The organism is Chryseobacterium rhizosphaerae, assembly GCF_003385455.1.
Classification (GTDB): Bacteria; Bacteroidota; Bacteroidia; order Flavobacteriales; family Weeksellaceae; genus Chryseobacterium; species Chryseobacterium rhizosphaerae.
Genome location: NZ_QNUF01000036.1, coordinates 19570 through 45008, shown reverse-complemented (window position 1 = coordinate 45008; position 25439 = coordinate 19570). Strand labels below are relative to the sequence as shown.

Annotated in this window: 23 protein-coding genes; 15 read left to right on the top strand and 8 right to left on the bottom strand. The window is 35.6% G+C overall.

All coding sequences use genetic code 11. The features are described from left to right. The 3 genes from DRF57_RS21290 to DRF57_RS21280 all read left to right on the top strand — a co-directional run. The coding region (locus DRF57_RS21290; RefSeq protein ID WP_317126115.1) for an RHS repeat-associated core domain-containing protein at nt 1–1197 on the top strand (1197 nt) is incomplete at its 5' end. A 3-nt stretch (nt 1198–1200) separates the two neighbouring features. Beyond that, a complete protein-coding gene (locus tag DRF57_RS21285) occupies nt 1201–1644 on the top strand; it encodes a DUF4304 domain-containing protein (protein WP_115920734.1) in 444 nt (147 codons plus the stop codon). Nucleotides 1645–1888: 244 nt separating this feature from the next. Then, nucleotides 1889–2488 carry a porin family protein gene (locus DRF57_RS21280; protein WP_115920732.1) on the top strand — a complete coding sequence of 200 codons (600 nt, stop codon included), beginning with the start codon at nt 1889–1891 and terminating at the stop codon, nt 2486–2488. Between the two features lie 194 nt (nt 2489–2682). On the opposite strand, the gene DRF57_RS21275 is transcribed toward DRF57_RS21280, so the two are convergent. The 5 genes from DRF57_RS21275 to recJ form a co-directional block, all read right to left on the bottom strand. Then, nucleotides 2683–4932 carry an outer membrane beta-barrel family protein gene (locus DRF57_RS21275; RefSeq protein WP_047491532.1) on the bottom strand — a complete coding sequence of 750 codons (2250 nt, stop codon included), beginning with the start codon at nt 4930–4932 and terminating at the stop codon, nt 2683–2685. A 45-nt stretch (nt 4933–4977) separates the two neighbouring features. Beyond that, entirely contained in the window at nt 4978–7239 is a 2262-nt protein-coding gene (locus tag DRF57_RS21270) for an outer membrane beta-barrel family protein (RefSeq protein WP_115920730.1), read from the bottom strand. A 243-nt stretch (nt 7240–7482) separates the two neighbouring features. Continuing rightward, nucleotides 7483–7821 (bottom strand): DUF3817 domain-containing protein, encoded by a 339-nt coding sequence (locus tag DRF57_RS21265; RefSeq protein WP_047491535.1) that lies wholly within the window; start codon nt 7819–7821, stop codon nt 7483–7485. Between the two features lie 83 nt (nt 7822–7904). Beyond that, the gene (nadD, locus tag DRF57_RS21260; RefSeq protein ID WP_115920728.1) at nt 7905–8489 is read right to left on the bottom strand and encodes a nicotinate (nicotinamide) nucleotide adenylyltransferase; all 585 of its coding nucleotides are present in this window, start codon (nt 8487–8489) and stop codon (nt 7905–7907) included. A gap of 136 nt (nt 8490–8625) precedes the next feature. Further along, complete coding sequence (gene recJ / locus DRF57_RS21255) at nt 8626–10338, bottom strand: single-stranded-DNA-specific exonuclease RecJ (protein WP_115920726.1); 1713 nt, start codon at nt 10336–10338, stop codon at nt 8626–8628. Between the two features lie 109 nt (nt 10339–10447). Here recJ and DRF57_RS21250 point away from each other — a divergent pair, with 109 nt between their 5' ends. Beyond that, nucleotides 10448–11260, top strand: coding sequence for a M48 family metalloprotease (locus DRF57_RS21250; protein WP_047491542.1), 813 nt, complete (start codon nt 10448–10450; stop codon nt 11258–11260). 80 nt (nt 11261–11340) lie between these two features. Here DRF57_RS21250 and DRF57_RS21245 read toward each other — a convergent pair whose 3' ends face one another. Further along, nucleotides 11341–12963: an ABC-F family ATP-binding cassette domain-containing protein gene (locus DRF57_RS21245; RefSeq protein WP_047491545.1), complete on the bottom strand. Its 1623-nt coding sequence runs from the start codon at nt 12961–12963 to the stop codon at nt 11341–11343. 121 nt (nt 12964–13084) lie between these two features. On the opposite strand from DRF57_RS21245, the gene smpB reads away from it, so the two are divergent. The 5 genes from smpB to DRF57_RS21220 all read left to right on the top strand — a co-directional run bounded on the left by smpB (nt 13085) and on the right by DRF57_RS21220 (nt 17821). After that, a complete protein-coding gene (gene smpB, locus DRF57_RS21240) occupies nt 13085–13543 on the top strand; it encodes an SsrA-binding protein SmpB (RefSeq protein ID WP_047491663.1) in 459 nt (152 codons plus the stop codon). Between the two features lie 77 nt (nt 13544–13620). After that, complete coding sequence (locus DRF57_RS21235) at nt 13621–15132, top strand: OmpA family protein (protein WP_115920724.1); 1512 nt, start codon at nt 13621–13623, stop codon at nt 15130–15132. A 94-nt stretch (nt 15133–15226) separates the two neighbouring features. Further along, on the top strand, nt 15227–15967 hold the full coding sequence (locus tag DRF57_RS21230; RefSeq protein ID WP_047491550.1) for a YebC/PmpR family DNA-binding transcriptional regulator: 741 nt from the start codon (nt 15227–15229) through the stop codon (nt 15965–15967). A 57-nt stretch (nt 15968–16024) separates the two neighbouring features. After that, nucleotides 16025–16849, top strand: coding sequence for a UDP-2,3-diacylglucosamine diphosphatase (locus DRF57_RS21225; RefSeq protein WP_047491555.1), 825 nt, complete (start codon nt 16025–16027; stop codon nt 16847–16849). Next, on the top strand, nt 16850–17821 hold the full coding sequence (locus DRF57_RS21220) for a glycosyltransferase family protein (protein ID WP_047491558.1): 972 nt from the start codon (nt 16850–16852) through the stop codon (nt 17819–17821). It abuts the gene before it with no gap. On the opposite strand, the gene DRF57_RS21215 is transcribed toward DRF57_RS21220, so the two are convergent. Continuing rightward, nucleotides 17810–18100 (bottom strand): GNAT family N-acetyltransferase, encoded by a 291-nt coding sequence (locus DRF57_RS21215; RefSeq protein ID WP_084086596.1) that lies wholly within the window; start codon nt 18098–18100, stop codon nt 17810–17812. The genes DRF57_RS21220 and DRF57_RS21215 overlap by 12 nt on opposite strands. A gap of 165 nt (nt 18101–18265) precedes the next feature. Continuing rightward, nucleotides 18266–19015, bottom strand: a complete 750-nt coding sequence (locus DRF57_RS21210) for an RDD family protein (protein ID WP_047491563.1) — start codon at nt 19013–19015, stop codon at nt 18266–18268. Nucleotides 19016–19043: 28 nt separating this feature from the next. On the opposite strand from DRF57_RS21210, the gene DRF57_RS21205 reads away from it, so the two are divergent. The 6 genes from DRF57_RS21205 (at nt 19044) to DRF57_RS21180 (ending at nt 25417) form a co-directional block, all read left to right on the top strand. Continuing rightward, entirely contained in the window at nt 19044–20027 is a 984-nt protein-coding gene (locus tag DRF57_RS21205; RefSeq protein ID WP_047491566.1) for a stage II sporulation protein M, read from the top strand. After that, nucleotides 20011–20973, top strand: a complete 963-nt coding sequence (locus DRF57_RS21200; RefSeq protein WP_084086598.1) for a DUF4013 domain-containing protein — start codon at nt 20011–20013, stop codon at nt 20971–20973. The genes DRF57_RS21205 and DRF57_RS21200 overlap by 17 nt, the downstream gene beginning before the upstream one ends. Continuing rightward, complete coding sequence (locus DRF57_RS21195; protein ID WP_115920722.1) at nt 20966–21754, top strand: DUF4129 domain-containing protein; 789 nt, start codon at nt 20966–20968, stop codon at nt 21752–21754. Before DRF57_RS21200 ends, DRF57_RS21195 begins: the two co-directional genes overlap by 8 nt. A gap of 13 nt (nt 21755–21767) precedes the next feature. Next, nucleotides 21768–22928 carry a hypothetical protein gene (locus tag DRF57_RS21190; protein ID WP_084086600.1) on the top strand — a complete coding sequence of 387 codons (1161 nt, stop codon included), beginning with the start codon at nt 21768–21770 and terminating at the stop codon, nt 22926–22928. Between the two features lie 64 nt (nt 22929–22992). Beyond that, nucleotides 22993–24024 (top strand): AAA family ATPase, encoded by a 1032-nt coding sequence (locus DRF57_RS21185; RefSeq protein WP_047491582.1) that lies wholly within the window; start codon nt 22993–22995, stop codon nt 24022–24024. 70 nt (nt 24025–24094) lie between these two features. Further along, nucleotides 24095–25417, top strand: a complete 1323-nt coding sequence (locus DRF57_RS21180) for a DUF58 domain-containing protein (protein WP_047491585.1) — start codon at nt 24095–24097, stop codon at nt 25415–25417. Nucleotides 25418–25439: the final 22 nt, after the last annotated feature.

The window sequence follows — 25439 nt, the reverse complement described above, 5'->3', positions numbered from 1 at the left end:
GGCGGTCCTGTTATTACGGATAAGAATATACTCAACACTACTCCGTTATGGGTGGACAGGGGCTATACCAGTCATGAGTATTTTCCGGAAATAGGGATTATCCATATGAATGGAAGGCTCTACGATCCAATGCTTAGAAGGTTTTTGAATGCTGATGAAAATATCCAGGCTCCATTTAATACCCAAAACTACAACAGGTATGGGTATGTGATGAATAATCCGATGATGTATAATGACCCGAATGGGGAGTTTGCCTGGATTATTGCAGGAGCTATAATGGGAGCTTATTTCACAGGCGTAAAAGCGAATGGCTCATGGAATCCTACCAAGTGGGACTGGGGAGCGACCTGGGGTAAAATTGCAATGGGCGGAGCCATAGGCGCGTTTACCGGAGGTGTAGGTGCTGCTGTAGGTGCTTCTGCCGCCACCGCTGCTGCTACAGTAGGAATACAGGGAGGTGTGTTAGGCGGAGCGATTGCCGGGGCTTCAGGAGGAGCTGTGGCAGGAGCCATCAACGGATTTGCTACCTCGGTGATGTTTGGTGAAGATGTAATAGAAGGCACCGTTATGGGAGGCTTATCCGGAGCAGCGCTGGGAGGTGCTCTAGGCGGGGTTGCAGGAGGAATACAGCAGATAGCCAAAAATATACAGGCTGCTAATATAGGCGCTCCGCAGCAAACAATCTTAAAAGGTGCTCAAATTCAGCCAGGTAGAACGCAATGGACGCTGAATAATACTCCGAAAACTACCACGGTAGGAGCAACGCCCAAAACAGGAACTTTAACAATTGGGGATGTTGATTTTGGAGTTGATGAAGTGGTCGGCTACAAACTTGTCAATGAGCAGTCTGTGCCAATATTGAAGGAGGGTGCTCCAACCACCTATAAGGGTGAGTATACGAAATCCAGCTTAAAACTTGGGAGAGCAATACACAATGAATATAAAGCTCAAGAAGCGGCTCAGGGCTTGGGGTATAAAGAATACAGATTACCTAGCGGAAAACGAATTGATTTTCTCAATATTAGCAAAGGAAAAATTTACGAATTAAAACCTCTTAATCCAACACAACTGAAAGCAGGAGAAAAGCAGTTACAAATGTATTTAGAAGAACTACAGTCTCCGGCAGCAATCAAAGCAAACCCTAGATTGAAAGATATTGAATGGAAAAAAATTTTAGAAGCCTATTATAAAAAGTAACTTATGAATAGTAAAGAATTTAAGAGCTTATTTGGCTCAATTGCTAAAGAGAATGATTATTTACAAGCCTTTGGTGGTTGGTATAAAGAAAGTCCAGAATGTATAGCAGTTCTGGAATTGCAAAAATCAAAATATGGCGATTATTATATGCTTAATATAAAAATTTTCATACAAGGTTCATTTGATACAATTTATTCTCCTACAAAAGAATTGATAAAAAGTCCTATGGGAGATATTGGCAAACAGATAATTGATGATGTTTTATCTTTTGATAAACCCATGCCTGATGAGCTAAGGAGAGAGCGGCTGAAGGAACTTTTTAGTAATACTATTATACCATTTGTCAGTAATCTCATGACAAAAGCCAATATCATTGACTTAGCAAGCAAAGGAGAAATAATGCTTCTTTCATCAGTGAAAAAAGAGCTTGAAAAGCTTATGAAATAAACAATTTATATTTCATAAGGGAGCTGTCCAAAAAATTGGGCAGCTCTTTCTAAAAAGATGAAAGCTTTAAAAACATATTATAAAGAGAATTATAAATAATAGTCAAATAATATTCTTGCGACTAAAACTGATATTATTTTTGTCATAGAAAACATTGAAGATGTTTTTTTTTAATAGATTATATCGTTTCGGAAATGTTTAATTCTAATGTCAGATTAAGACACAATTTTAAAAAACATATGATATGAAAAAACAATTACTAAGCTTATGCATAGCTATAGGAACTATGACATTCGCTCAATCTACAGACGGACCAAAATTTGGTATTAAAGCAGGAGGTAACCTTTCAAGCATAACAGGAGATGACACCAAATCAAAGTTTGGATTTTATGCCGGAGCATTGGTAAATGTCCCAATTTCTGAGGCATTCAGTATTCAACCGGAGGTTGTGTACAGCCAACAGGGGGCAAAGGCAAAAGACAATTATGAAATGGCAACCTATACAATCAAGAACATGCAGCAAAACCTTAGTTATATCAATGTTCCTGTAATGGTACAATACAATGCTACTCCTGAATTTTATCTGGAAGCAGGCCCTGAGTTTGGACTCCTTGTCAATGCGCAGGCGAAAGGAGACATTAATGGTCAAACTTATAAGGCTAATAATAAAGATTCATTAAGAACTTTTAATTTTGGAGCAGGGATTGGGCTAGGATACAGATTTACACCGAACATAGGAGCCAATGTCCGTTATATCGTCGGTTTAACTGACACCTTAAAATATGGACTTGGAGAAACTTCAAGAAATACTAATTTCCAGTTAGGTCTGAATTATTACTTTTAAGAGACTAGAAAAATCCATGATGTAAATAGTAGTAAAACTTTATACTTCATTAAAGAGCTGTCCGAAAATTTGGGCAGCTCTTTCTATAATAAACTCTTATAGGGTCTTTCAGGGGCTAAAGATAAAAAACCCGCTGATCAATCAACGGGTTATGATACAAAATAATTGAGTTGAATATGAAGAAAGATAATTTTTTATCTTGTCCTGCTTTTTATAGAGTCGGAAGCACCTTCAATATCTCTTACCTTTTTCACTTTTTGATTTCCGAAGTTATAGGTAAGACTTACAGTTAGGCTTCTAGGGTATTGATTTTGATGAATGTAGTTGTAATTTCCGTTAGCCTGAAAGTCTTCAATCTTAACAATATTAGTTCTTAAAACATCATTTACGTTAACTGCAAACGTCCATTCATTCCATGTTTTCTTGATGCTGAGATCCAGGCTCATTAAACTTTTTAACATACCAAGTTCAATCTGCTGCTTATCTACGTAGAAGAAATTCACACCTAAAAACCAGGTTTTCTTTTTATCCAGACGGATGGTATTGTTGGTTTGAATCAAAAGACTTGTAGAGCTCGTTTTATTGGTATATACGATATAGTCTCCTTCCTTATTTTTGAATCGGTCCCCGGTTGTAGGATCAGTATCGAGACTTCCGTTGTTAATATTATGCTGAACTCCAATATTGAAGTTGGTCGTCAAATATTGTTTGAAAAATGACTTCTGAATTCCTACCATGGCAGACATTTCCTGTTTATCCCCAAAATTGGTTCTGATATATCTTAATACAGGGTTTTCTCCAAGATTTCCATTAGGTGATTCAGGATATCCCTGTAATGGAACCTGGGTGATTGCATCTTTAAAAAATGAATGGCTAAGAATCAGGAAGTAGGAATTTTTATACATATAGGTCAGTTCCTGATTATATGTTGAAGATGCCTTTACAAAAGGGTTGTTTTGCGTGTAATTATCATCTGTCAGGATATTTCTTACCGGATTTATTTCCCAGAAACTAGGTCTTCTCATTCTGCTTGAAAAGGAATAGGAGAGGTTGTTTTTGTCATTAATAGCATAATTAAAACTTAGATAGGGAAGTATATTGTTATAATTTCTTTTTATCCTTTTAAGATCTTCTGTAGGTGCATTGTCTGAAGTTCCCAGGCTATTGGTGATTTCATATCGGGTTCCTATTTTTCCTGAGAACTTATCCGAGAATTTTTTTTCTGCAGTAATATAAACACCATATATGTTTTCATCATAAATAAAGTGATTAGGCGCTGATTTTGAACCTACGGGATCAAAAGAGTAAGTATCGCTTTTAGAATCGTTGTCTGTTTTGGTTTTATTATAATTTCCCCCTACTGAAATGGTAAGATCGTTTTTAAACTTCTGGATATAATCTACCATTCCTGAGAAATTATTAATGATCTGAGGGAGATCCTGAAATACCTGTGTAGTTTTATCTCCTATTTCTCCGTTGATACTAGAGGCATAGGTTCTGTTGTCCGTAAACTGAAATCTTTTATAATTCAGGTAAGCAGCATTTACATTTAATTTACTGCCCAGAGAATCGGTTTTTAACTCGTAATTTAAATTTAAAGAGTTGTTGTATGATCTCGCATCTTCTTTGTTTTTTGACCAGGTATATTTTGTTTTTCCTCCATTGGTTATGGTGTTGAACAAGCTTACTGTAGAGTTATAGCTTTTATTGGCCCAGGTATTCCAGGAAAGAGCAAGATTACTGTTGTCCGTTAGCTGGTAATCAATATTGAGATAACCACCTATGTTTTTGTTTGGATCATCGATATTTCCGGTAGATTCATTGGAAGTGTCAACAGTTCCGTTTCTTAAGGTATAAGTCTGAGCCTGGATATTTTCCCCGCCGTTGAGGTTGGCGCTGATGCCCAGTTTATTCTTTCTGTAATTGGCAGAAAAGCTGGTCTGGCTTGCATTATATTTACTTTGGGTATTTGAAAATCTCATATTCCCGCTGAGACCATCGCTCATCTTTTTCTTTAAAACAATATTAATGATCCCATCTGAAGATTCTACCTGATACTCACTTCCCGGAACCGTAATAACCTCTATTTTCTGAATATTCTCGGCAGGAGTGTTTTTAAGAAACTGGACCAATGATTCAGAATCCATATTGGTTTTTCTACCGTTGATGTAGATGAGTGCATTGTTTTTACCGGCTATCTTCAGTGTCTTATCATCTGTAGAAGACAAAAGCGGAGTCTGCTTCAACAGATCAAAAGTAGTATTTCCCTTAGCAACAGGAGAAGCTGCAACATCATATACAAAACGGTCACTTTGCTTTTTAAAAACCTGTTTTGTTATGGTAACCCCTTCAATGCTTTTTGTCTTTGTCGTGTCGGTTTTCTTTTCCTGAGCAAAGGCGAAAGTTCCGAATATAAGTGCGATGGATAAGAGAGTGCGTTTCATGTTTGTTTTCTTTAAGAGTGAGTGATGTATGGTCGTGTTAAAAGCTTATGTTCTTGATTTTACAGCATCGTTCGCTGATTTCATTTCCCTTGCTTTTTTCAGTTTCTGATTCCCGAAATTGTAGGTAACCCCGATACTCAGTAGTCTTGGATAGTTGAAGTTGGTTATATTATTATATGTTCCGTTAGGTTGTATTCCGTTAACTCTATAAAAACTTTGGTTAAAAAGGTCATTGACTTCCGCCATAACAGTCCAGTCACCAATAATTTTCTTCAGACTGATATCGAAACTTTGTCTTGCCCCAATCACACCACCTTCCATTGCCACTTTACTTGCGAAAAAGTAATTGACACCTAAGAACCAGTCTTTTTTGGAAGAAAGGCGAACCGTATTATTAAGGGTAGCAGACATATTGTAGTTTTTAACATCAATAATGTAAGGTTCAAGGACTTCTGTTTCTTCAGGAGTCGGTGCCGATGTAGGATCTTCCAGTACTGCACCTTTATAAGTAACATAGCCTAAGTTGACAGAATAATTGGTCGTCCATATGTCTTTGAACCATGATTTGTTCATACCAAGCGTTAAGCTAAGCTCCCTGTTGCTTCCATAATTGGTTCTTATATATCTCAGGAATTTTGTGGTTTCCATGATCTTATTACCATTATTGTCATATATGATGTTACCATTTTCATCTTTTTTAGGAGCGGTGACCGTTCCCTGCAACGGAAGCAGATCAGAAGCAGAAGCATCTTCTACCATATTAAAACTCAAATTAGCATAGTAGGCATTCTTATACATATAATTCAGTTCCTGGTTATAGAACTTTGAAGCCAATATAAATGGATTGTTCTGGGTATAATTTGTAGGAGTGAAATATGTTCTGGAAGGGTTCAGTTCCCAAAATCTCGGTCTTCGGATTCTGCTGGAAAAAGTATAGCTTAGATTATGGTCCGAATTGATAGCATAATTTAAATTCAGATAAGGCAACAGGTTATTATAATTTCTTTCAAATCCTGTTTTGTCAAGGATATCTCCTGTACTTCTGGTCATTTCGTAACGGGCTCCCACTTTTCCGGATAACTTTTCAGTCAGCTTTCTTTCATAGTTTAAATAAATTCCTAAAATATTCTCTTTATAAATGAAATGATTGGTCTGTTTGGGATCTACTACAAAATCATCATTTTTTAGTCTTTCCTGTCTGGTATCATTATCCGTATTTGTGTGATTGTAGCTGATCCCCATCAACCAGGTTGCACCTTTAGATGTTTTTTTCAGATAATCTATATTGGCTGCATAGTTGTTGATGATTTGCGGTACAGACTGATACAGGGCTGAATATTTGTTATCAGGATCACTGTCTAATGGGAAGCTTTCATTAAAGCTGGCTTTGTCTCTGTTGAACCAAAGATAAGATACATTAGAAGTAAGCTTACTGCCCAGAGAGTCTGTCTTTATTTCATAATTTAAATTAAACGTATGATTTCTGGTCTGTGCATCCTCATTATTTACAGTTCTGTCGGTTAAGACCCCATCCTGCCAATTGGTTATATCCAGAATAGAATGGAAACTTTTATTATATCTCATATTGTAAGAGAACCCGATGCTTTGTTTCTTATTGATCTCATAATCAATATTGAATCCTCCGCCGAAGTTTTTGTTGGGATCATCATTGTATCCGAAAGACTCATTTCTAAAACTAGGATCACCGTTAGACAAGGTATACTTCTGTCTCTCTGTCCAGCTTCCCATTCTGAAATTTGAGTTTCCGGACCACTTACCCTGTCTGAAATTAAAAGAGGCACCGGCTGATGGATTATTGTAATACCCCTGTTCGTTATTCATCTTCATGGTTCCATTGTAGCCATTATTTTTATTCTTTTTCATGACAATATTGATCACTCCTTCCTTAGATTCCACCTGGAATTCACTTCCCGGAACAGTAATCACCTCAATTTTCTGAATATCTTCTGATGGAGTAGACTTCAGCATTTCAATCAATGCCTCGGAATCCATATTTGATTTTTTGTTGTTGATATAAATAATCGCATCAGACTTTCCTAAGATCTTCAGTGTTTTTCCGTCTATACTGGAAATCATTGGAGTTTGCTTCAAAAGATTGAATGTATTGGTTCCTTTAGCGATAGGGGAAGATGCTACATCGTAAACAAGACGGTCTCCCTGTTTTTTGAAAACCTGCTTCTTGATATTGACCGCTTCAATATTCTTTACTTTCAGGCTATCCTTAGATTGCTGGGCACTAACGAATCCGCTGAAAAATAGGGCTGCAATTAGAATTTGAGTTTTCATGATCATTATTTTTTAATTGGTAATAGCTTGTATGGGTTATTATTTAACATTGCAAAGATATATAATAAAAACAGTATCATGCAATACAAAGTACTTAAAAATAATATTAAATAATTGTAAACAATTGATTGTCAGTTGATAAAATTTAAATTATTTTTTTTGTTGCTTCGCCTTTCTACATGATAAGACAACCATAACAATGATTTTGTTACAGGAAAATGTAAAATTTTATGAAAAATAAATTTATTCTCTGTCGAAACGGGCCAGCTTTTTGTCTATCCAAATCGTGGCAAAAGGAAAAAATGCGGCAATTAATGCGAAGACGCTGTCTTCATCATCCCATTCATATATTTTTCTTATGGCAGGTAAAAATATCAGGTACAGTGTAAAGAAAAATCCGTGAATACTGCCGATAGTACTGATGTACACAATTGGAAATACACCTTCGGGATCAATACGTATCCAAGTCATTGCTGTGAATAGAAAAAACCATGAAATAGCTTCAGCCAGACAGATCTGCTTAAACCATCTGATTACTTTTTCCTGAGGATATTTTGAGAAAATTTTTTCGAGAAATTCCATGTCTTAAGATATGAGTGATGAATAATAAGTAATGAATGAAAGCCTGAGCTCTAATTCCTAAATCTATTTCCTGAATTGCAAAATTACTTATAAAAACTGCTTCCGTCCAAATATTCAAAAACTTCAGGGGGCAGCATAGGCCTCACATTTTTTCCGTCTTTGAGCATATTTCGGATTTCTGTCGCCGAAAGTTCTATTACCGGAGCTTTGATCAGTGAAATATTTTCATGTTGCAGATACTCAGAATCTTTCTTTTCACCTTCAAAAACTCTTGGATAAACAATAATATGATGGTTTTTAATAAGGATATCAGAGTTTTTCCACTTGTGAAGGTTATCCAGATTATCCTCTCCCATAATAAGGCTGAAAGAATACTCCGGATACTTTTCATGAAGATAGGTAAGGGTATCAATGGTATAGCTTGGTTTGGGAAGAGAAAACTCAACATTAGAGGCTCTCATATTGGGGTAGTTTTTTACCGCAAGCTGTACCATATCCAGTCTGTTATGATCGTTCAGCAGAGTTTTTTTGTCTTTAAAAGGGTTTTGGGGGCTTACCACAAACCATAATTCATCCATATCAGAATTTTCCAAAATGTAATTGGCCAGAATAAGATGTCCGATATGTATGGGATTAAAAGATCCGAAAAATAAACCGATTTTTTTCATTTTTTAAAGTAACAGGTCGCAGATAATAGGTTATAGTAATAGAATTATCAATATAGTATTTAGACTCTTTTAGGTTTTGCAGGAAATTATTATATTTTGGTTTTCTGTTCCCTGATCATCTAATCCCTGCAACTTATTAGTCTCTAAACTTTACATCTTTTATATTCAGGTAATGGGTTACATTGCCTTTCCAGTGGTTTTCTTCCAACGTGAAGGCAAGGTCAAAATTTTTATGTTTAAAATCTTCCGCAAAAGGTCCCAACTTGAAGCCTACACATTCAATATTTCGGCCTGTGGTCTCTTGCTTGATATAGAACTTAAGGTGATTGTTATCTTTTCCCATAGTCTTTACATATCCGGCAAGTTTCTGATTGGTCAGGGTGAAAATAGGTTTCATATTATGAGGTCCAAAAGGAGCCAGTTTCCGGTGGAAATTGATAAACTCTCTGTTGATTTCATTAATGTTAATCTCACAATCAATACTAATGGAAGGCTCTTTTTGATGCTCCTGTATCTTTTCAGAAACAATTCTTTCAAATTTTTCCTTGAAAGCATCAAATTTATCTTTTTCCATAGAAAGTCCGGCTGCCGCATGATGGCCACCAAATTTCAGAAAATATTCAGAACACATATCAAGAGCTTCGTGGACATCAAAATCCGAAACAGATCTTGCTGAAGCTACCATTTCTCCATTGTTTCCGTTTGTAAATACCAAAGTCGGTTTATAGTAGGTTTCAATAAGCCTTGAAGCTACAATACCAATGACTCCCTTATTCCATTCAGGATGGTAAACAATGGTAGTATGTTTAGTTTCTTGCTGAGACTCAATGATTTGATTCAAAGCAGAAAGAGTAGAGTTCATATCCAGTTCTCGCCTTTCATCGTTCAGATCCATAATATCACTGACAATTTGATTGGCGTGCTTCAGATTGTCAGAAACCATAAGCTCTACTGCAGCTTTACCATGGGATATTCTCCCTGCAGCATTAATTTTAGGAGCAATTTCAAAAACAATATTTGAAATCTCAAAATGAGAAAGTTTATCTTCAGGAATGAGTAATCTTAACCCTAAATTTCTGGTTTTTCTGAGAATTTTTAGTCCCATTTTAGCCAGTACTCTGTTTTCTCCCGTCATAGATACTATGTCGGCAGCAATGGAAATAGCAAGAAGGTCAGTAAGTTCAAATAATTCTGCTTCCGGAAGTTTATAAATGGTGTTAAGACCCTGGCAAAGCTTAAATCCTACACCACATCCTGAAAGTTCTTTGAACGGATACCTGCAGTCATTTCTCTTAGGATCCAGAACAGCTACAGCATTGGGAATTTCTTCACCGGGAAGGTGATGGTCACAAATGATAAAATCAATACCAAGATCTTTGGCATATTGTATCATATCAATAGCCTTGATCCCGCAGTCTAATGCAATAATCAATGAAAATCCATTCTCTTTGGCAAAGTCTATTCCCTCCGTAGAAATTCCATATCCTTCAGAATTTCTGTCCGGAATATAATAATCCAGGTATTTTTTCTCTACAATTTTGCTGAGGTAAAGATACATCAGAGCTACTGCTGTAGTTCCATCTACATCGTAGTCTCCATATACCAATATCTTTTCTCCATTCTCAATAGCGGTTGCAATACGCTCTACAGCTTTTTGCATATCTGCCATTAAAAAAGGATTGTGTATATCGTTAAGGTTCGGTTTGAAAAATTCTCTGGCCTTTTGATAATTGTCAATTCCTCTTAGAACAAGAAGCTTAGATTCAAAAGTACCAAAACCAAGTGACGAACTTAGTCCGTCCACAACTTCCTCATTGGGTTCGGGTTTATAAATCCATTTTTGACTCATTTCACAAAAATAAGGAAAAAAAATAGCATTCTGAAATGATGGGAAGTGAAGTTTTTACATTAATGTTGTTAAAAATTGGCTACATTTGCTGTCCAAATTTTGAATAGTTATGAAAAAAATTACTTTATGTTTAATGTTTTTAGGAACAGCGTATTCTGTCAATGCCCAGAAAATTAACTTGGGAAAAGCAGCCGGAATAGTTTCTAATGGTGCAAAAGCTCTATCGTTTACCAACGAAGACGCAATCAAATTATCTAAAGAATCTGTAGATTGGATGGATAAAAATAATCAAGTAGCAGGACCGAAAGATCCATATACTGTAAGATTGAATAAATTATTTGGAAAGCACAAATCTCAGGACGGTCTGAATCTGAATTATAAGGTGTATAAAGTGAAAGATATCAATGCTTTTGCTTGTGCAGACGGAAGTGTACGTGTGTTTTCTTCATTAATGGATATCATGTCAGATAATGAATTATTAGCTGTAATCGGTCATGAAATCGGTCACGTGAAAAATCAGGATACAAAAGATGCTATGAAATCTGCCTATCTGAAAGCAGCTGCATTGGATGCCGCGTCTTCAGCATCTTCACAAGTTGCTACTCTTAATGATAGCCAGGTTGGAAAAATGGCTAATGCATTTTTAGATGCTTCTCACAGTAAGAAACAAGAATCTGAAGCCGATACCTATTCATATGACTTCATGAAGACCAATAAATATGATGTTGTAGGAGCATATACAGCTTTTAAGAAGCTAGCATTGCTTTCACAGGGAAGTACACAAACCGGTTTTGAAAAAATGTTCAACTCTCATCCTGATAGCGAAAAAAGAGCACAGGCCATTAAGAAAAAAGCAGAAAAAGACGGATTATGGAAAGATCCGGGAACGGTTTCCATTCCAACGACAAAACTGACGAAATAATTATTTTATTTATTGTTAAAAAAAATACCTCAAAGAATTACTTTGAGGTATTTTTATATCAACACGAGTGTTGTTTCAGATTAAGAATACATTTGTTCTCTTAATTCTTTTACTTTTTTATCACCAAGATACTCGTCATAAGTCATTTCTCTGTCGATAATTCCTTTAGGAGTCAACTCAATGATTCTGTTACAGACTGTTGAAAGCATCTCGTGGTCATGAGAAGACAACATGATATTTCCCTTAAAGTTGGATAAGGAGTTGTTTAATGTCGTAATACTTTCAAGGTCTAAGTGGTTTGTAGGTTCGTCCAATAAAAGAATATTTGCTTTCTGAAGCATCATTCTGCTGAACATACATCTCATTTTTTCCCCTCCTGAAAGTACTTTACAAGATTTCAACGCTTCATCACCTGAGAAAAGCATTCTTCCTAAGAATCCTCTTACGAACTCTTCATGACGCTCTTCATCATTCTTTGTGAATTGTCTTAACCAGTCAACTAAACTAAGATCTTCCTGAAAGAAATTGGTGTTGTCTAAAGGCATATGAGACTGAGTGGTAGTAACTCCCCAAGCCACAGCTCCTTTGTCAGCTTCAGTATTACCAGCTAAAATTTCAAAAAATTCCGTTATTGCTAAAGAGTTTTTTGAAAGTACCGCTACTTTATCACCTTTCTTAAGGTTTAAGTCAATATTGGAGAATAATAATTCGCCGTCTTTTGTTTTTTCAAGACCTTTTACATCTAAAATCTGATCTCCGGCTTCTCTTTCCATTTCGAAAATGATAGCAGGATATCTTCTTGAAGATGGTTTAATATCATCAATATTTAATTTATCGATCATTTTCTTTCTTGCTGTAGCTTGTTTAGCTTTAGCAACGTTTGAACTGAATCGGGCAATGAAATCCTGAAGTTCCTTTTTCTTCTCTTCCGCTTTCTTATTAGCCTGAGCTCTTTGTCTTGTAGCTAGCTGAGATGCCTGATACCAGAAAGAGTAGTTACCTGTATAAAGGTTAAGTTTGGCATAATCTAAATCTCCAATGTGCGTACAAACCGTATCCAGGAAGTGACGGTCGTGAGAAACCACAATTACTGTATTTTCGTAATCCGCAAGGAAATCTTCTAACCATGAAATGGTATCAATATCAAGGTCATTCGTAGGTTCATCCAGAATCAATACATCTGGGTTACCAAAAAGAGCCTGAGCCAAAAGAACCTTTACTTTGTCTTTGTTCTCAAGTTCACTCATCATTTGCCAGTGCATATCATCTTTAACACCTACATTGGAAAGCATGGTCTGTGCATCAGATTCAGCAGTCCATCCACCCATTTCGTCATAAATTACGCCCAGTTCCCCGGCCTTAATTCCGTCTTCATCAGAGAAATCTTCTTTTGCGTATAACGCATCCATTTCCTCCTTTATCTCAAATAATTTTTTGTTTCCTCTCAAAACAGCTTCCAGAACAGTATACTGATCATAAGCAAAGTGATCCTGCTCTAAAACTGACATTCTTTTTCCCGGCTCCAGAGATACATGTCCTGTTGTTGGATCTTGCTTTCCTGTTAATATTTTAAGGAATGTAGACTTTCCTGCACCGTTTGCTCCGATGATCCCGTAGCAGTTTCCTTTGGTAAACATAATATTTACCTCGTCAAAAAGAACTCTTTTCCCGAATTGTAAAGATAAGTTAGATACTGTTAACATATAGTTTTGTAAATTTGGCGCAAAATTACGAAAAGAATTTGGGTATTTTGTAATAATATAATAGTCAAGTTTTTAAATGTATCGTATTTTTTCTATATTTCATTAACGAAATTTTAAAATGATGAAGATTGAAAAAACAGTTAGCATATTAAATAGAAGAGCCCGTTTTGAATATGAAATTCTCGAAGAATATGAAGCGGGAATGGTTTTGACGGGTACAGAAATAAAATCTTTACGTTCTTCAAAAGCATCTATAACAGAATCCTTCTGTCAGTTTATTGATGGGGAGTTATACATCATTAATATGATGATTGATGAGTATAAATTGGGAACTTTTTACAACCACAAAACAAAAAGGGAACGGAAATTGCTCTTGCACAAAAAAGAATTGCAAAAACTTGAAAAAAAGTTAAAAGATGCAGGGAATACAATTATTCCATTAAAATTATATATCACTGACAGGGGGAAAGCAAAGGTGCTTATCGCGTTAGGTAGAGGGAAAAAACTCTTTGATAAAAGAGAGTCCATAAAAGATAGAGAAAATAAACGGAACCTGGACAGAATATTAAAGAAAAGTTAAAAATCATTTGAAAAACTTTGTATATAAAGAAAAATTATATTTATTTTGCATTATCAATTATTTAATCATTTAATTCTATGAAAAATCTAAAATTAGGAATTTCAGCATTGGCGCTTACTGTAGCCTCTACTGTTTTCGCGCAGACGACCAACAATCCGTGGTTAATCGGAGTTGGTGCTCATGCAGAAAACCATGTAGCAGCAAGAAGTAGCTTCGGTAATACGTTCTCTGCTAAAAATTTGACAAAGAGTATGTTCAATATGAACAACTTCTCTATTACACCTCCATTATCTAAGTTAACAGTTGCTAGAAACGTTGGAAAAGGTTTAGTGATTGACTGGCAAACTTCTGTTGGAAATGTTGAAAACAAAAGATTCAACATGGGGAAAGAATTTTTCTTGATGACAGGTCTTGGTTTCCAGGCTCACGCTGCAGGTCTTTTATGGAACGAAGAATCTTGGTTTGATCCATATTTAAGAGTTGGTGCTAACTACCTTAGACATGATTATACTGCACTTTCTTTCCCAAGAGTAAGCGTAGATGATAACGGTAACCCAATCGAAACTGTTTCAAACGGAAAAGATGGAAACGAGAATGGTAAAGCTAACCACTTTACTGTAGCTACAGGTGCTGGTGCTAACTTCTGGGTAACTAAGAACTTCGGTCTTGGTATCCAAGGTGATTATGTATCAACTCCAGGTGATAAATCTACTGTTGCTAACTTCTGGCAAGCTTCTGCATCTATCTTATTTAGATTCGGAAACAGAGATAGAGATAAGGATGGTATCTTAGATAAAGACGATCTTTGTCCAGATACTCCAGGTTTACCAGAATTCCAGGGATGTCCTGATACTGACGGTGACGGAGTTCCAGATAAAGACGATCAATGTCCAGATGTTGCTGGTCCAGTTGAAAACAATGGTTGTCCTTGGCCAGATACAGACGGTGACGGTGTAATCGACAAAGATGACGCTTGTCCTACTGTAGCAGGTCCTGCTGAAAACAACGGTTGTCCTTGGCCAGATACAGACGGTGACGGTATCTTAGATAAAGATGATGCTTGTCCTACTGTTCCAGGTCTTCCAGAATACAACGGATGTCCTAAGCCAGAAAAAGTAATCAGTGATGAAGCTACTGGTGCTCTTAAAGGAATCTTGTTCAACTTTAACAAGGCTACTATCAGACCAGAATCTAATGGTAAATTAGATGACGCTGCTAAGATCATTAAGCAATCTTCTAACGGTACTTTCTTAGTAACTGGTCACACAGATGCTAAAGGTGCTGCTGCTTACAACTTGAAACTTTCAAGAGAAAGAGCTGCTTCTGTAGTGGGTGCTCTTGAATCTAGAGGAGTTAACGCTAATCAGTTGAAATCTACTGGTGTTGGTTCTAGAGATGCTAAAGTTTCTGCTAAAGCTTCAGATGCTGACAGAATGGTTGACAGAAAAGTAGTTGTTGAAGCAGTAAATGGTGCTGCTTGGGACGCTCTTAAGAAGTCTGACCTAGAAGTTGTAGAGAAGAAGACTGTAGTGAAAAAAGCTAAAAAAGCTCCAGCTAAGAAAAAAGCTCCAGCTAAAAAGAAAAAATAATTAATTTTTCTAAATAATGAATACCTCCAATTTGATTGGAGGTATTTTTTTTTTGTTGACTTTTAGTTAATTTTGTTGAAAATTTAAAATTAAAATGGGAAGAGCATTTGAATATAGAAAAGCTTCTAAAATGGCCAGATGGGATAAGATGGCCAAAACATTCTCCAAAATAGGTAAAGATATTGCACTGGCTGTAAAAGCAGGTGGAACAGACCCTGAGGCTAATCCGGCCTTAAGAAGATGTATCCAGAATGCTAAAGGGGCTAATATGCCTAAAGATAATGTAGAGAGAGCTATTAAAAAAGCAAGTGGTGCTGATGCTGAAAACTATGAGGAGATCACTTACGAAGGTTACGGACAAGGAGGAGTTGCTTTCTTTGTAGAATGTACTACAAATAATACAACCAGAACGGTAGCTAATGTTAGAGCTATTTTCAATAAGTTTGACGGAAACCTTGGGAAGAATGGTGAATTAGCTTTCATTTTCGACAGAAAAGGAATCTTTACCCTTGATCTGGCTCAAGTGAAAATGGACTGGGATGATTTCGAAATGGAAATGATCGATGGGGGAGCTGAAGATGTAGAAAAAGATGAAGATGAAGTAATGATTACAACAGCGTTTGAAGATTTCGGTTCTTTATCTCATAAGTTGGATGAACTTGGAATTGAAGCTAAAAGTGCAGAACTTCAGAGAATTCCAAACAATACAAAAGAAGTAAACGAAGAGCAGTTCAAAGCCAATATGAAGATGCTTGACCGTTTCGAAGAGGATGATGATGTGCAGAACATTTACCATAATATGGAAATGACCGAAGAGCTGATGAACTCTTTATAAAAAATAATATAGCATTCATATACAGTTAACTTTCAATTAGTTTCTTTGTATAAAACTATGAAAAGAAACGTTGAATTAGTAGTTATATCGGATGTTCATTTGGGAACTTATGGATGTAAGGCTAAGGAATTGTTGAGATATCTCAATTCTATCCAACCCGAAACGCTAGTTTTGAATGGTGATATCATTGATATCTGGCAATTCAAAAAGTCTTACTTCCCTAAACCTCATTTGAAAGTGATCAGAAAAATCCTTTCATTTGCTACCAAAGACACAGATGTCTATTATATTACAGGCAATCATGATGAAATGTTCCGCAAGTTTACTGATTTTGAATTAGGAAAACTTAAGGTCTGCAATAAAATCTGCCTGGAAATTGACCAAAAAAAAACCTGGATCTTTCATGGTGATGTTTTCGATGCATCAGTCCAACATTCCAAATGGATTGCCAAGCTTGGAGGAAAAGGATACGATCTTTTAATTATCATCAATAACGTTGTCAATTGGTTTTTAGAAAAAATGGGTAAAGAAAAATATTCATTTTCAAAAAAAATCAAAAATAATGTGAAAAAAGCGATAAAGTATATCGGAGATTTTGAGCTTACCGCTTCTGAACTGGCTATAGATAATCATTACGACTATGTGGTCTGTGGTCATATTCATCAGCCTCAGATTCGTGAAGTTGTTACTAAAAAAGGATCCTGTACCTATCTGAATTCCGGTGATTGGATAGAAAATTTATCTGCATTGGAATATAATCAGAAAAAATGGAGTATCTTTTACTACGACGAGCATAAACATCTGCTGAAAGATGATGAAGCTGAAGAAATTCAGGAGATGGATAACTCTGACCTTTTAAAAATCGTAACCAATTTCACCTAAATGAAAGTTTTGTATGCATTTCAAGGAACCGGAAATGGTCATGTGGCCAGGGCGCAGGAAATAATTCCTATTCTTAAAAAATATGCTTCGGTAGATACACTCATTAGTGGTCATCAATCGCAATTAAAGGCTGATTTTGACATCAACTTCCAATACAGAGGCATTTCTCTGCTTTATAACAAAACAGGTGGTTTATCCTATCGCAAAACGTTTACCGAGAATAAATTTCTGGAGGCAGTCAAAACAATAAAAGAACTGGAGCTTTCTAAATATGATTTAATCATCAATGACTATGAACCTCTAACGGGATGGGCTTCCAAATTAAAGAAGTTACCCATGATAGAGCTGAGTCATCAGGCATCAATGAGTTTTGCGGAAACCCCAAAGCCTGAAAAGAAAGATTTTCTGGGAGAAATGATCCTGAAATATTATGTTCCCAGTGAAAGAAAGATAGGTTTTCATTTTGAAAACTATCACCCGCAAATCAAGAAACCGGTTATCAGAAAGAAAATCAGAAACCTGAATCCTTACAAACAGGGATATTATTTGGTTTATCTTCCCAGTTTTGCGGATGAAAATATTATTAAAGTTCTCAGAAAAATTCCTGTAGAGTGGAAGGTGTTTTCAAAATATAGCAAGGTACAGGTTAAAGTAAAAAACGTTGAAGTATTTCCAATAGACGAAAGCCAGTATCTGAAATATTTTGAAGGCTGCGAGGGAATTCTATGCAATGCAGGTTTTGAAACTCCGGCTGAAGCCCTTTTTATGGATAAAAAACTATTCGTAATCCCTATTCACAATCAATATGAGCAGGAATGTAATGCCTGTGCTTTAGATAAAATGGGAATTCCTAATTCTAAAGTTTTAAACCTACAGGAAATTATGGAATGGGTAGCTTCTGATCATCATTTAGAAGTACACTACCCAAACGATATTGAGGATATTCTGCTGAATGATGTTTTAATTCTTTAATAGAATATCATCTACATCATTCATTCTCATCATTACTGATCTTGCATACGAACAGTGGGGGTATACTTGCCAGCTATTTTCTCTGGCAAACTTGATGGCTTCTTCTACCAGATATTTCCCCATTCCTCTTCCTTCAAATTCAGGGTGAACCAATACGAAAGAAATAATCAGTTTATGATCTTCAGGGAAAATGGTATACGTAAGTCTTCCTACTTCCTTTATTTCATTGTTTAAAGTAAGCACTCCGCCGTTTCCGGATTTATTGTTTTCAAAATTCATGATGTAAGGCTTTATGACTAAAGATACAAAAATTGCACCACTGGGTAGTATGGGTAATGGATGATAAGTAATGGGTAATCGTAAAATAATCTCTGTCCTGAATTTTTACAGGATATTTCCAAATTGATCATTCCCTTAAGATGCAAATTAATGATTGCCGTATTGTTAAGTATCTTTCCCGGTGTAGTAGTTGTAATCTTTAATAATTACATTAATAAATTGTCTTTCCGTCATTTGGGTAGCATCTATTTCCAGTTTTAAAATACTTTTGATTTTATTGGAAAGCTTAGTGATGATCTGACGGTCATCTATTTTCAATGCCTTGGTATAATTGTCTTTAATAATTCTCATATCGTTATCACTTAATGCAATAACCTGAGGAAAAGAAGGAATGTAATCCTCGTGAATATTTTCGAGAATAGTATGAGAGATATTAATATTGTTTTTTAAAGAAATCACTGCTGTTCCGGAAGCGATATCTCCCAGGCGCTGATTGTTTTTAGTGATAATCATGGAAACCAAACCTACTACTCCTGCAAAAGACACATCAACGAGCCTGAAAACCCACCGGATCATATAATCTCCAAAGCTGGCCTGATAACCATCAATCTTTACCACTCTTATTTTCATCAGTTTTTTACCCGGAGTCTGACCTTCCGTTAAACTCTCAAACACAACAGGATAAATGTAAGTTGGAAATGTAAGCACAATATAAACGGCCATTACAGACCATTGATCGAGGCCACTCAATAGGTATCCCAAATCCAAAATATTAAAAAAAGTATAAAATACGATAACAACAAAAGCAACCCTTATCAAAAGGTCAATAATAAATGCAAGCATTCTTTCTCCTACACTGGCCGTATTGAAGTTAATATTTACATTTTGTGAAGTATTTATCGCAATTTGAGACATAATTTTTATTATTTTAGCCTTTACAATTATGAGAGAAGTTTATTTCATTAAACAAAATAAAGAAAAATGGTTGGGAATAGAACAGGTTATTCAAGGAAAAATTAAAAAAAATCCTGATGACCTGTCTTCATTGTATATTAATTTGATCAATGACCTGTCTTTTGCACAGACGTACTATCCCAAAAGCAATACAACCGTTTATTTAAACCACTTGTCTTCTCAGATTTTTCAGAAAATTTATAAAACAAAAAGAGTAGAAGAGAACCGGTTGATTTACTTTTTCCGGACAGAAGTTCCATTATTGGTTTATCAGTATAGAAGATACCTGATGTATGCTTTTCTTTTTTTTATTTTGTTTACTTCGATAGGTGTGCTTTCTGCTATCTATGATAAAGATTTCGCAAATATTATTCTTGGAGAAAGCTACGTAAATGAAACTATTGAAAATATAAAAAACAATAATGCTGTAGGAATCTATCAAAGCGGGTCTACATGGGGAAGTACTATAGGAATTATCTTTAATAACATCCAGGTAGGCGCCAAATTATACATGTATGGTATTGCAGGAGGAGTGGGAACCTTGTTTGCCCTTCTTTCCAACAGTGTCATGCTGGGTTCTTTTCAGTATTTTTTCTACGAGTATGGAGCTCTGAAAGAGAGTGCACGGGGAATATGGCTCCATGGAGTCTTTGAAATTTTTGCTATGGTGGTAGAAGCCATGTGTGGATTGATTTTGGGCGCTTCTATTTTGTTTCCCGGAACTTTTTCAAGGTTTAATTCTTTTAAGAGGGGATTTAAAGATTCATTTAAAATATTTTTGAGTACCATTCCATTCACTATTTGTGCAGGAATTATTGAAGGATATGTGACAAGACATGCTTTGAAAATGCCTTTGGCTTTAAACATAGTCATTATTTTCAGTTCACTTGCAATTATTGGGTTTTACTATTTTGTATATCCATCAATTGTCAATAAAAAAATTAATAACCAAATCAATGATACAGTTTTATAAAAAAAGAGATTTTGGAACTTTTATAAGTGACAGTTTCAATTTTTTCAAGTTATATGGGAAAAACTATTTCAAAAGTTATCTTTTGATCAATGGTTTATTGTTAATTCTCATGGTAACTGTGGTGGTTTTCGGATATAAAGAGCTTTTTTCCCAGCTTTTCGGATCCAATCTTGGTGGTGATACCTACTATTTTGAGCAATATTTTTCAGAAAATGGAGGAATGCTGATTGCTGTGGGATTACTTACATTTTTACTTTTTATGATTCTGGCCATCGTCAATTATCTGTTTCCTGTTTTCTATATGAAGAGAATTGCACAGGGGGCGGAACATATAAAAACAGATGAAATTCTGAGTGACTTTAAAAATAATGCTGGAAAAATAGCGAAGCTCTGTCTTGGAATTATTTTTATTGTAGCACCGCTGGCTATGTTTGTGATTGGGTTTTCCTATCTCCTGATATTCGTTGTAATTGGTTTTTTTCTTATATTTCTTGTGTATCCCACGATATTTAATGTCACTACATTTCTGATGTATGATTATTTTAATTCGTCCAGAGGTTTTTTTGAAAGTTTGAGCTACTCGATGAGGGCACAGTTTTCCTATCCGAACGGAAGTGAAAAATCTCCATACTGGAAGTATTGGGGAGCGGCGTTTGTGATGGTTATTATTATTTCTATTGTCGCTTCATTTTTTACCTATATCCCGATGATATTTTTTTACGGATCAATCCTTACTACTGCTCCGGATGCAAACTTTGAACAAAATCCTTTTACCGGGGCGTTAGGTATCGCTTTTTTTGTATTTTATGGTATTTCAATGCTTCTCTCATTCTTTCTTTCCAATCTGATGTATATCAATGGAGGATTGATGTATTATGATAGCAGAACAGATCTTCATCAAAAAGTAGAACTTGAAGAAATAGACACGATAGGTAGTCATGAATAAATTTTTGTTTTTCATACTGTTTTTTCTGTCCCTGGAATTGGTTAATGCTCAGGAGAATAATCCCGTGGATGATTATTTGGGTGATTCTTTGAGCACAAGTCATTACCACAGTATGCTGCGTGCAGATTCTGTATTGATGAAAAATCCGGTATCTGAAAATAGGGTGTATTCAAAGGAGTTCAAAGAGAATATCCCTGAAAGATATAAAGGTAAAGAATATGATTATTCTGTAACGAAACCAAGAGAATCTTTCTGGCAGAAGCTAATGAGAAAAGTTGGACAGCTTTTACAGAGTATTTTTGGAGAAACAGCTCTTTCCAAATCTGCGGAACTGACAACGGTTCTCATCCGTTTATTTGCCATTATCCTGGTAGGGTTTCTTCTCTACTTTATCATCAGATATATGCTCGGAAAAGACGGAAGCTTTATTTTTGGCAGAAAGAATAAAAAAATAAATATTAATGTTGAAGAGCTTCATGAAAATATCCATGAGATTAATTTTCCTGAAAGCATTGCAAAGTTTGAACATGCAGGAGATTACCGTTCTGCGGTGCGTTATCAGTTCTTATTTATTCTTAAAAAATTAAGTGATAAAAAACTGATCAATTGGAATCCTGAAAAAACGAATAAAGATTATACAATGGAGTTAAAAGCTCCGCATCTGAAAAATGAATTTTCAAATCTTGCCCATATCTTCGATTATGTATGGTATGGAGAATTCAATATTGAAGAACAGAGCTATAGAAAATTTAAAAATCAGTATCAGGAGTTTAAACCATAATTAAAGATGAACCATGAATAAAACTTTCAAAATATATGCTGTAATTTTCATCGTTGTGATGGTTATTCTGGCGTTGCTTGAAGTTAACAAAAAAGAAACTACAAACTGGCGCAAAAACTTCGATATTAATGAGAAATCTCCTTTTGGGCTGTTTGTTTTTAATAATGAAGCAAAGGACCTCTTTAAAAATAAACTCAAAAAAATTGAGCAGACACCTTACGAGTATTATAATCAGCATAAAAAAGGTATCCATAACATTGTTGTCATTGAAAATAAGATCGACAAAGAGTCATGGAAGAAAATTCTGGATCAGGTATCCAATGGTTCTGATGCAATGTTGATTATGGAGCGCAGTATGCCCAAAGAAATATCAGACAGTATTGGTTATTATGACTCAGATATTTCTTTTGAAGAAGAGAATGTACTGAAGCTCACCGATAAAAAATATCAGAACGATTTTATTAAACTGGATAAATTTCCGTCTGGAAGAGGTTTTTCATTTATTAAGCCCCAGATCGAAATACTCGGTAAGACTGTAGAAAGAAAGAATACAGATCAGGCCAATTTTATTAAAGTGAAATTTGGAAAAGGAAACATCTATGCTCACTGTGAGCCACTTTTCCTCACCAATTACTATCTTCTGAAACCCGGAAATGTAAAATATACACAGGATGTTTTTTCTTATCTTCAGGATAGAGAAACGGTTTGGTTTGTACCCAGCAATACAAAAGCATCACGATTCTTTATGAGATTTGTATTGTCAAATCCTGCTTTGAAATATGCCTGGTGGGTTCTTCTGGGTGGACTTACCCTGTTTATTTTCTTTAATGCTAAAAGAAAGCAGAGAGTGGTAGCCGTTATAGAGCCATTGAGAAATACCTCCTTAGATTTTGTAAAAAGCATAGGAAATCTTTATCTTCAGGAAGGTGATTTTCACGATATGATGGCCAAAAAAGCCCAGTACTTTTTAAATAAAGTGAGAATGGACCTGCTGATTGATACCCAGCAATTAGATTCGGAATTTGCTAAAAAACTGCAATTGAAAACCGGAAAAACAATAGAGATGATAGATGAGGCAATAGTACTTATAAAAAAAGCACAGGATCCTTATGCAAGTGTCATGAAAGAAGACCTGGCAAGGATCAATAAACTCCTTGATGAGATCCTGAAATAAAGTAAAATCCTTGCGGATAATTTAAGATAGAACGAAGCCTGTCAAAAAACCAAAGATAAAAATTATGGAAAACCTTGATAACGAAAACATAGAAAATCAAAGCGCTATAAACCTGAATAAAAGCGAAGACCAGTTTCAGTCCAGAATAGATATGATTGAGCTTCGCGCAAGCCTTGATAAAGTAAAATCTGAAATTGGAAAAGTAATTGTAGGGCAGGAGAATATGATAGAGCATCTTTTGGCTGCTCTGCTCTCAAACGGTCATGTTTTGATTGAAGGTGTTCCCGGAGTTGCCAAAACAATTACGGCAAAGCTACTGGCGAAAACGATTGATGTAGGTTTCAGCAGAATTCAGTTTACACCGGATCTTATGCCTTCCGATATTTTAGGAACTTCGGTTTTCAGTGTGAAAAATTCTGAATTTGAATTTAAAAAAGGACCTATTTTCTCCAATTTCATATTAATTGATGAGATCAACAGATCGCCTGCAAAAACGCAGGCAGCTCTTTTTGAGGTGATGGAAGAAAGACAGATTACAATGGATGGTACCCGCTATATAATGGATGAACCGTTCCTTGTGGTAGCGACCCAAAACCCAATAGAACATGAGGGAACATACAGGCTTCCTGAAGCTCAGCTGGACCGTTTCCTATTCAAAATCAATGTAGGATACCCTAATCTTGAGCAGGAAATTGCCATCATCAGGAATCAGCATGAAAGTAAAAAAGAAGATAAAACCGAAGGCGTAAATCATGTAATTACAGCAGAACAGCTGAAGAGCTATCAGCATTTGGTAAAAGAAATCATTGTGGAAACACAGTTGATGGAATATATTGCTAAAATTATCATCAATACCAGAGAAAACCAGTTTTTATATCTGGGGGCTTCTCCAAGAGCTTCACTGGCACTTCTTACAGCTTCAAAAGCATTTGCGGCATTGAGAGGAAGAGATTTTGTAACTCCTGAAGATATTAAAGAAGCAAGTTATGCTGTTTTACGACACAGAGTAATCGTTTCTCCGGAAAGAGAAATGGAAGGTCTTACAGCAGATGAAATTATCCGTCAAATTTTAGAGGGAATAGAAATTCCGAGATAGGGAAAGAAGGGATTGAAGCTTATAAAATTAGTCTTTAATCTCTAAATCCTAATCCCTTATAACCTAAACAATGAAAAACTTATACATCAACACACGTTTCTTCTTTACGCTCATTGGAGTGGGTGTTCTGTATGTTTTGGCATTTTTCTTCCCGGCATTGATGTGGGCTGCCCACATGGTATTGCTGCTTTGTTTTCTTGCAGTAATGGTTGATTATCTACTTCTCTTTAATCAGAAAAATGCCTTACAGGCCCAAAGAATATTACCGGAGAAATTGTCCAATGGCGACGAAAACTTTGTAAAAATTGATATCAAAAACAATTACAGTTTTAAGATTACTACCAAAATTATTGATGAAATACCTTTCCAGTTTCAGAAAAGAGATTTTTTAATTGAAAAACATATTCATTCCGGGACAAATACTTTTTTCCAATATGCACTGGAACCTAAAGAAAGAGGAGAATATCATTTTGGAAGTCTGAATGTATATGCCTCTTCACCATTGGGATTGGTTTCCAAAAGATTTAGTTTTCAGAAGGATGCGATCTTACCTTCCTATCCATCCTTTATCCATCTCAGAAAATATGAATTGATGGCCTTGCAGAGCGAATTTATGCTGGGAGGAATTAAGAAAGTCCGAAAGTTGGGACATACTATGGAGTTTGAACAAATCAAGGATTATGTTCCTGGAGATGATATCAGAACCATCAACTGGAAAGCAACGTCCAAAGCCAATCGTTTAATGGTTAACCAATTTCAGGATGAAAAATCGCAACGTATTTTTATACTGATTGATAAAGGCAGAACAATGAAAATGCCCTTCAATGGATTAAGTCTGCTGGACTATTCTATTAATGCTGCCATGGCATTGTCTCATATTATTCTGAGAAAAGGAGACCGTGCGGGAATGATGACCTTTTCAAAAAAAGCAGAAAATAAAATTGCTGCTGATAATAAGTCCGGACAATTGAAAAAAATATCAGAAGCCCTGTACAATATTAAAACAGACTTTTTTGAAAGTGATTTCAACCGGTTGTATCAGGATGTAAAATACTCACTCAACCAAAGAAGCTTAATTTTACTTTTTACCAATTTTGAGACGCTGGACGGATTAAACCGTCAGCTGAAATATCTTCGTGGGATTGCTAAAAATCACTTGCTGGTAGTTGTATTTTTTAAAAATGCAGAACTACAGACTTTGAGTAATAAAAATCCTGAAAATATGCAGGAAATATATGATGAGATCGTCGCTGAAAAATTTGAATTTGAAAAGAAACTAATTATTCAGGAGCTTCGTAAATATGGAATTTATACCGTATATACCCTTCCTGAAAACTTGAACATTGATGTTATCAATAAATATTTGGAGATAAAAGCGAGAGGAATTTTATAAAAATAATTTAAAGACAAATTAA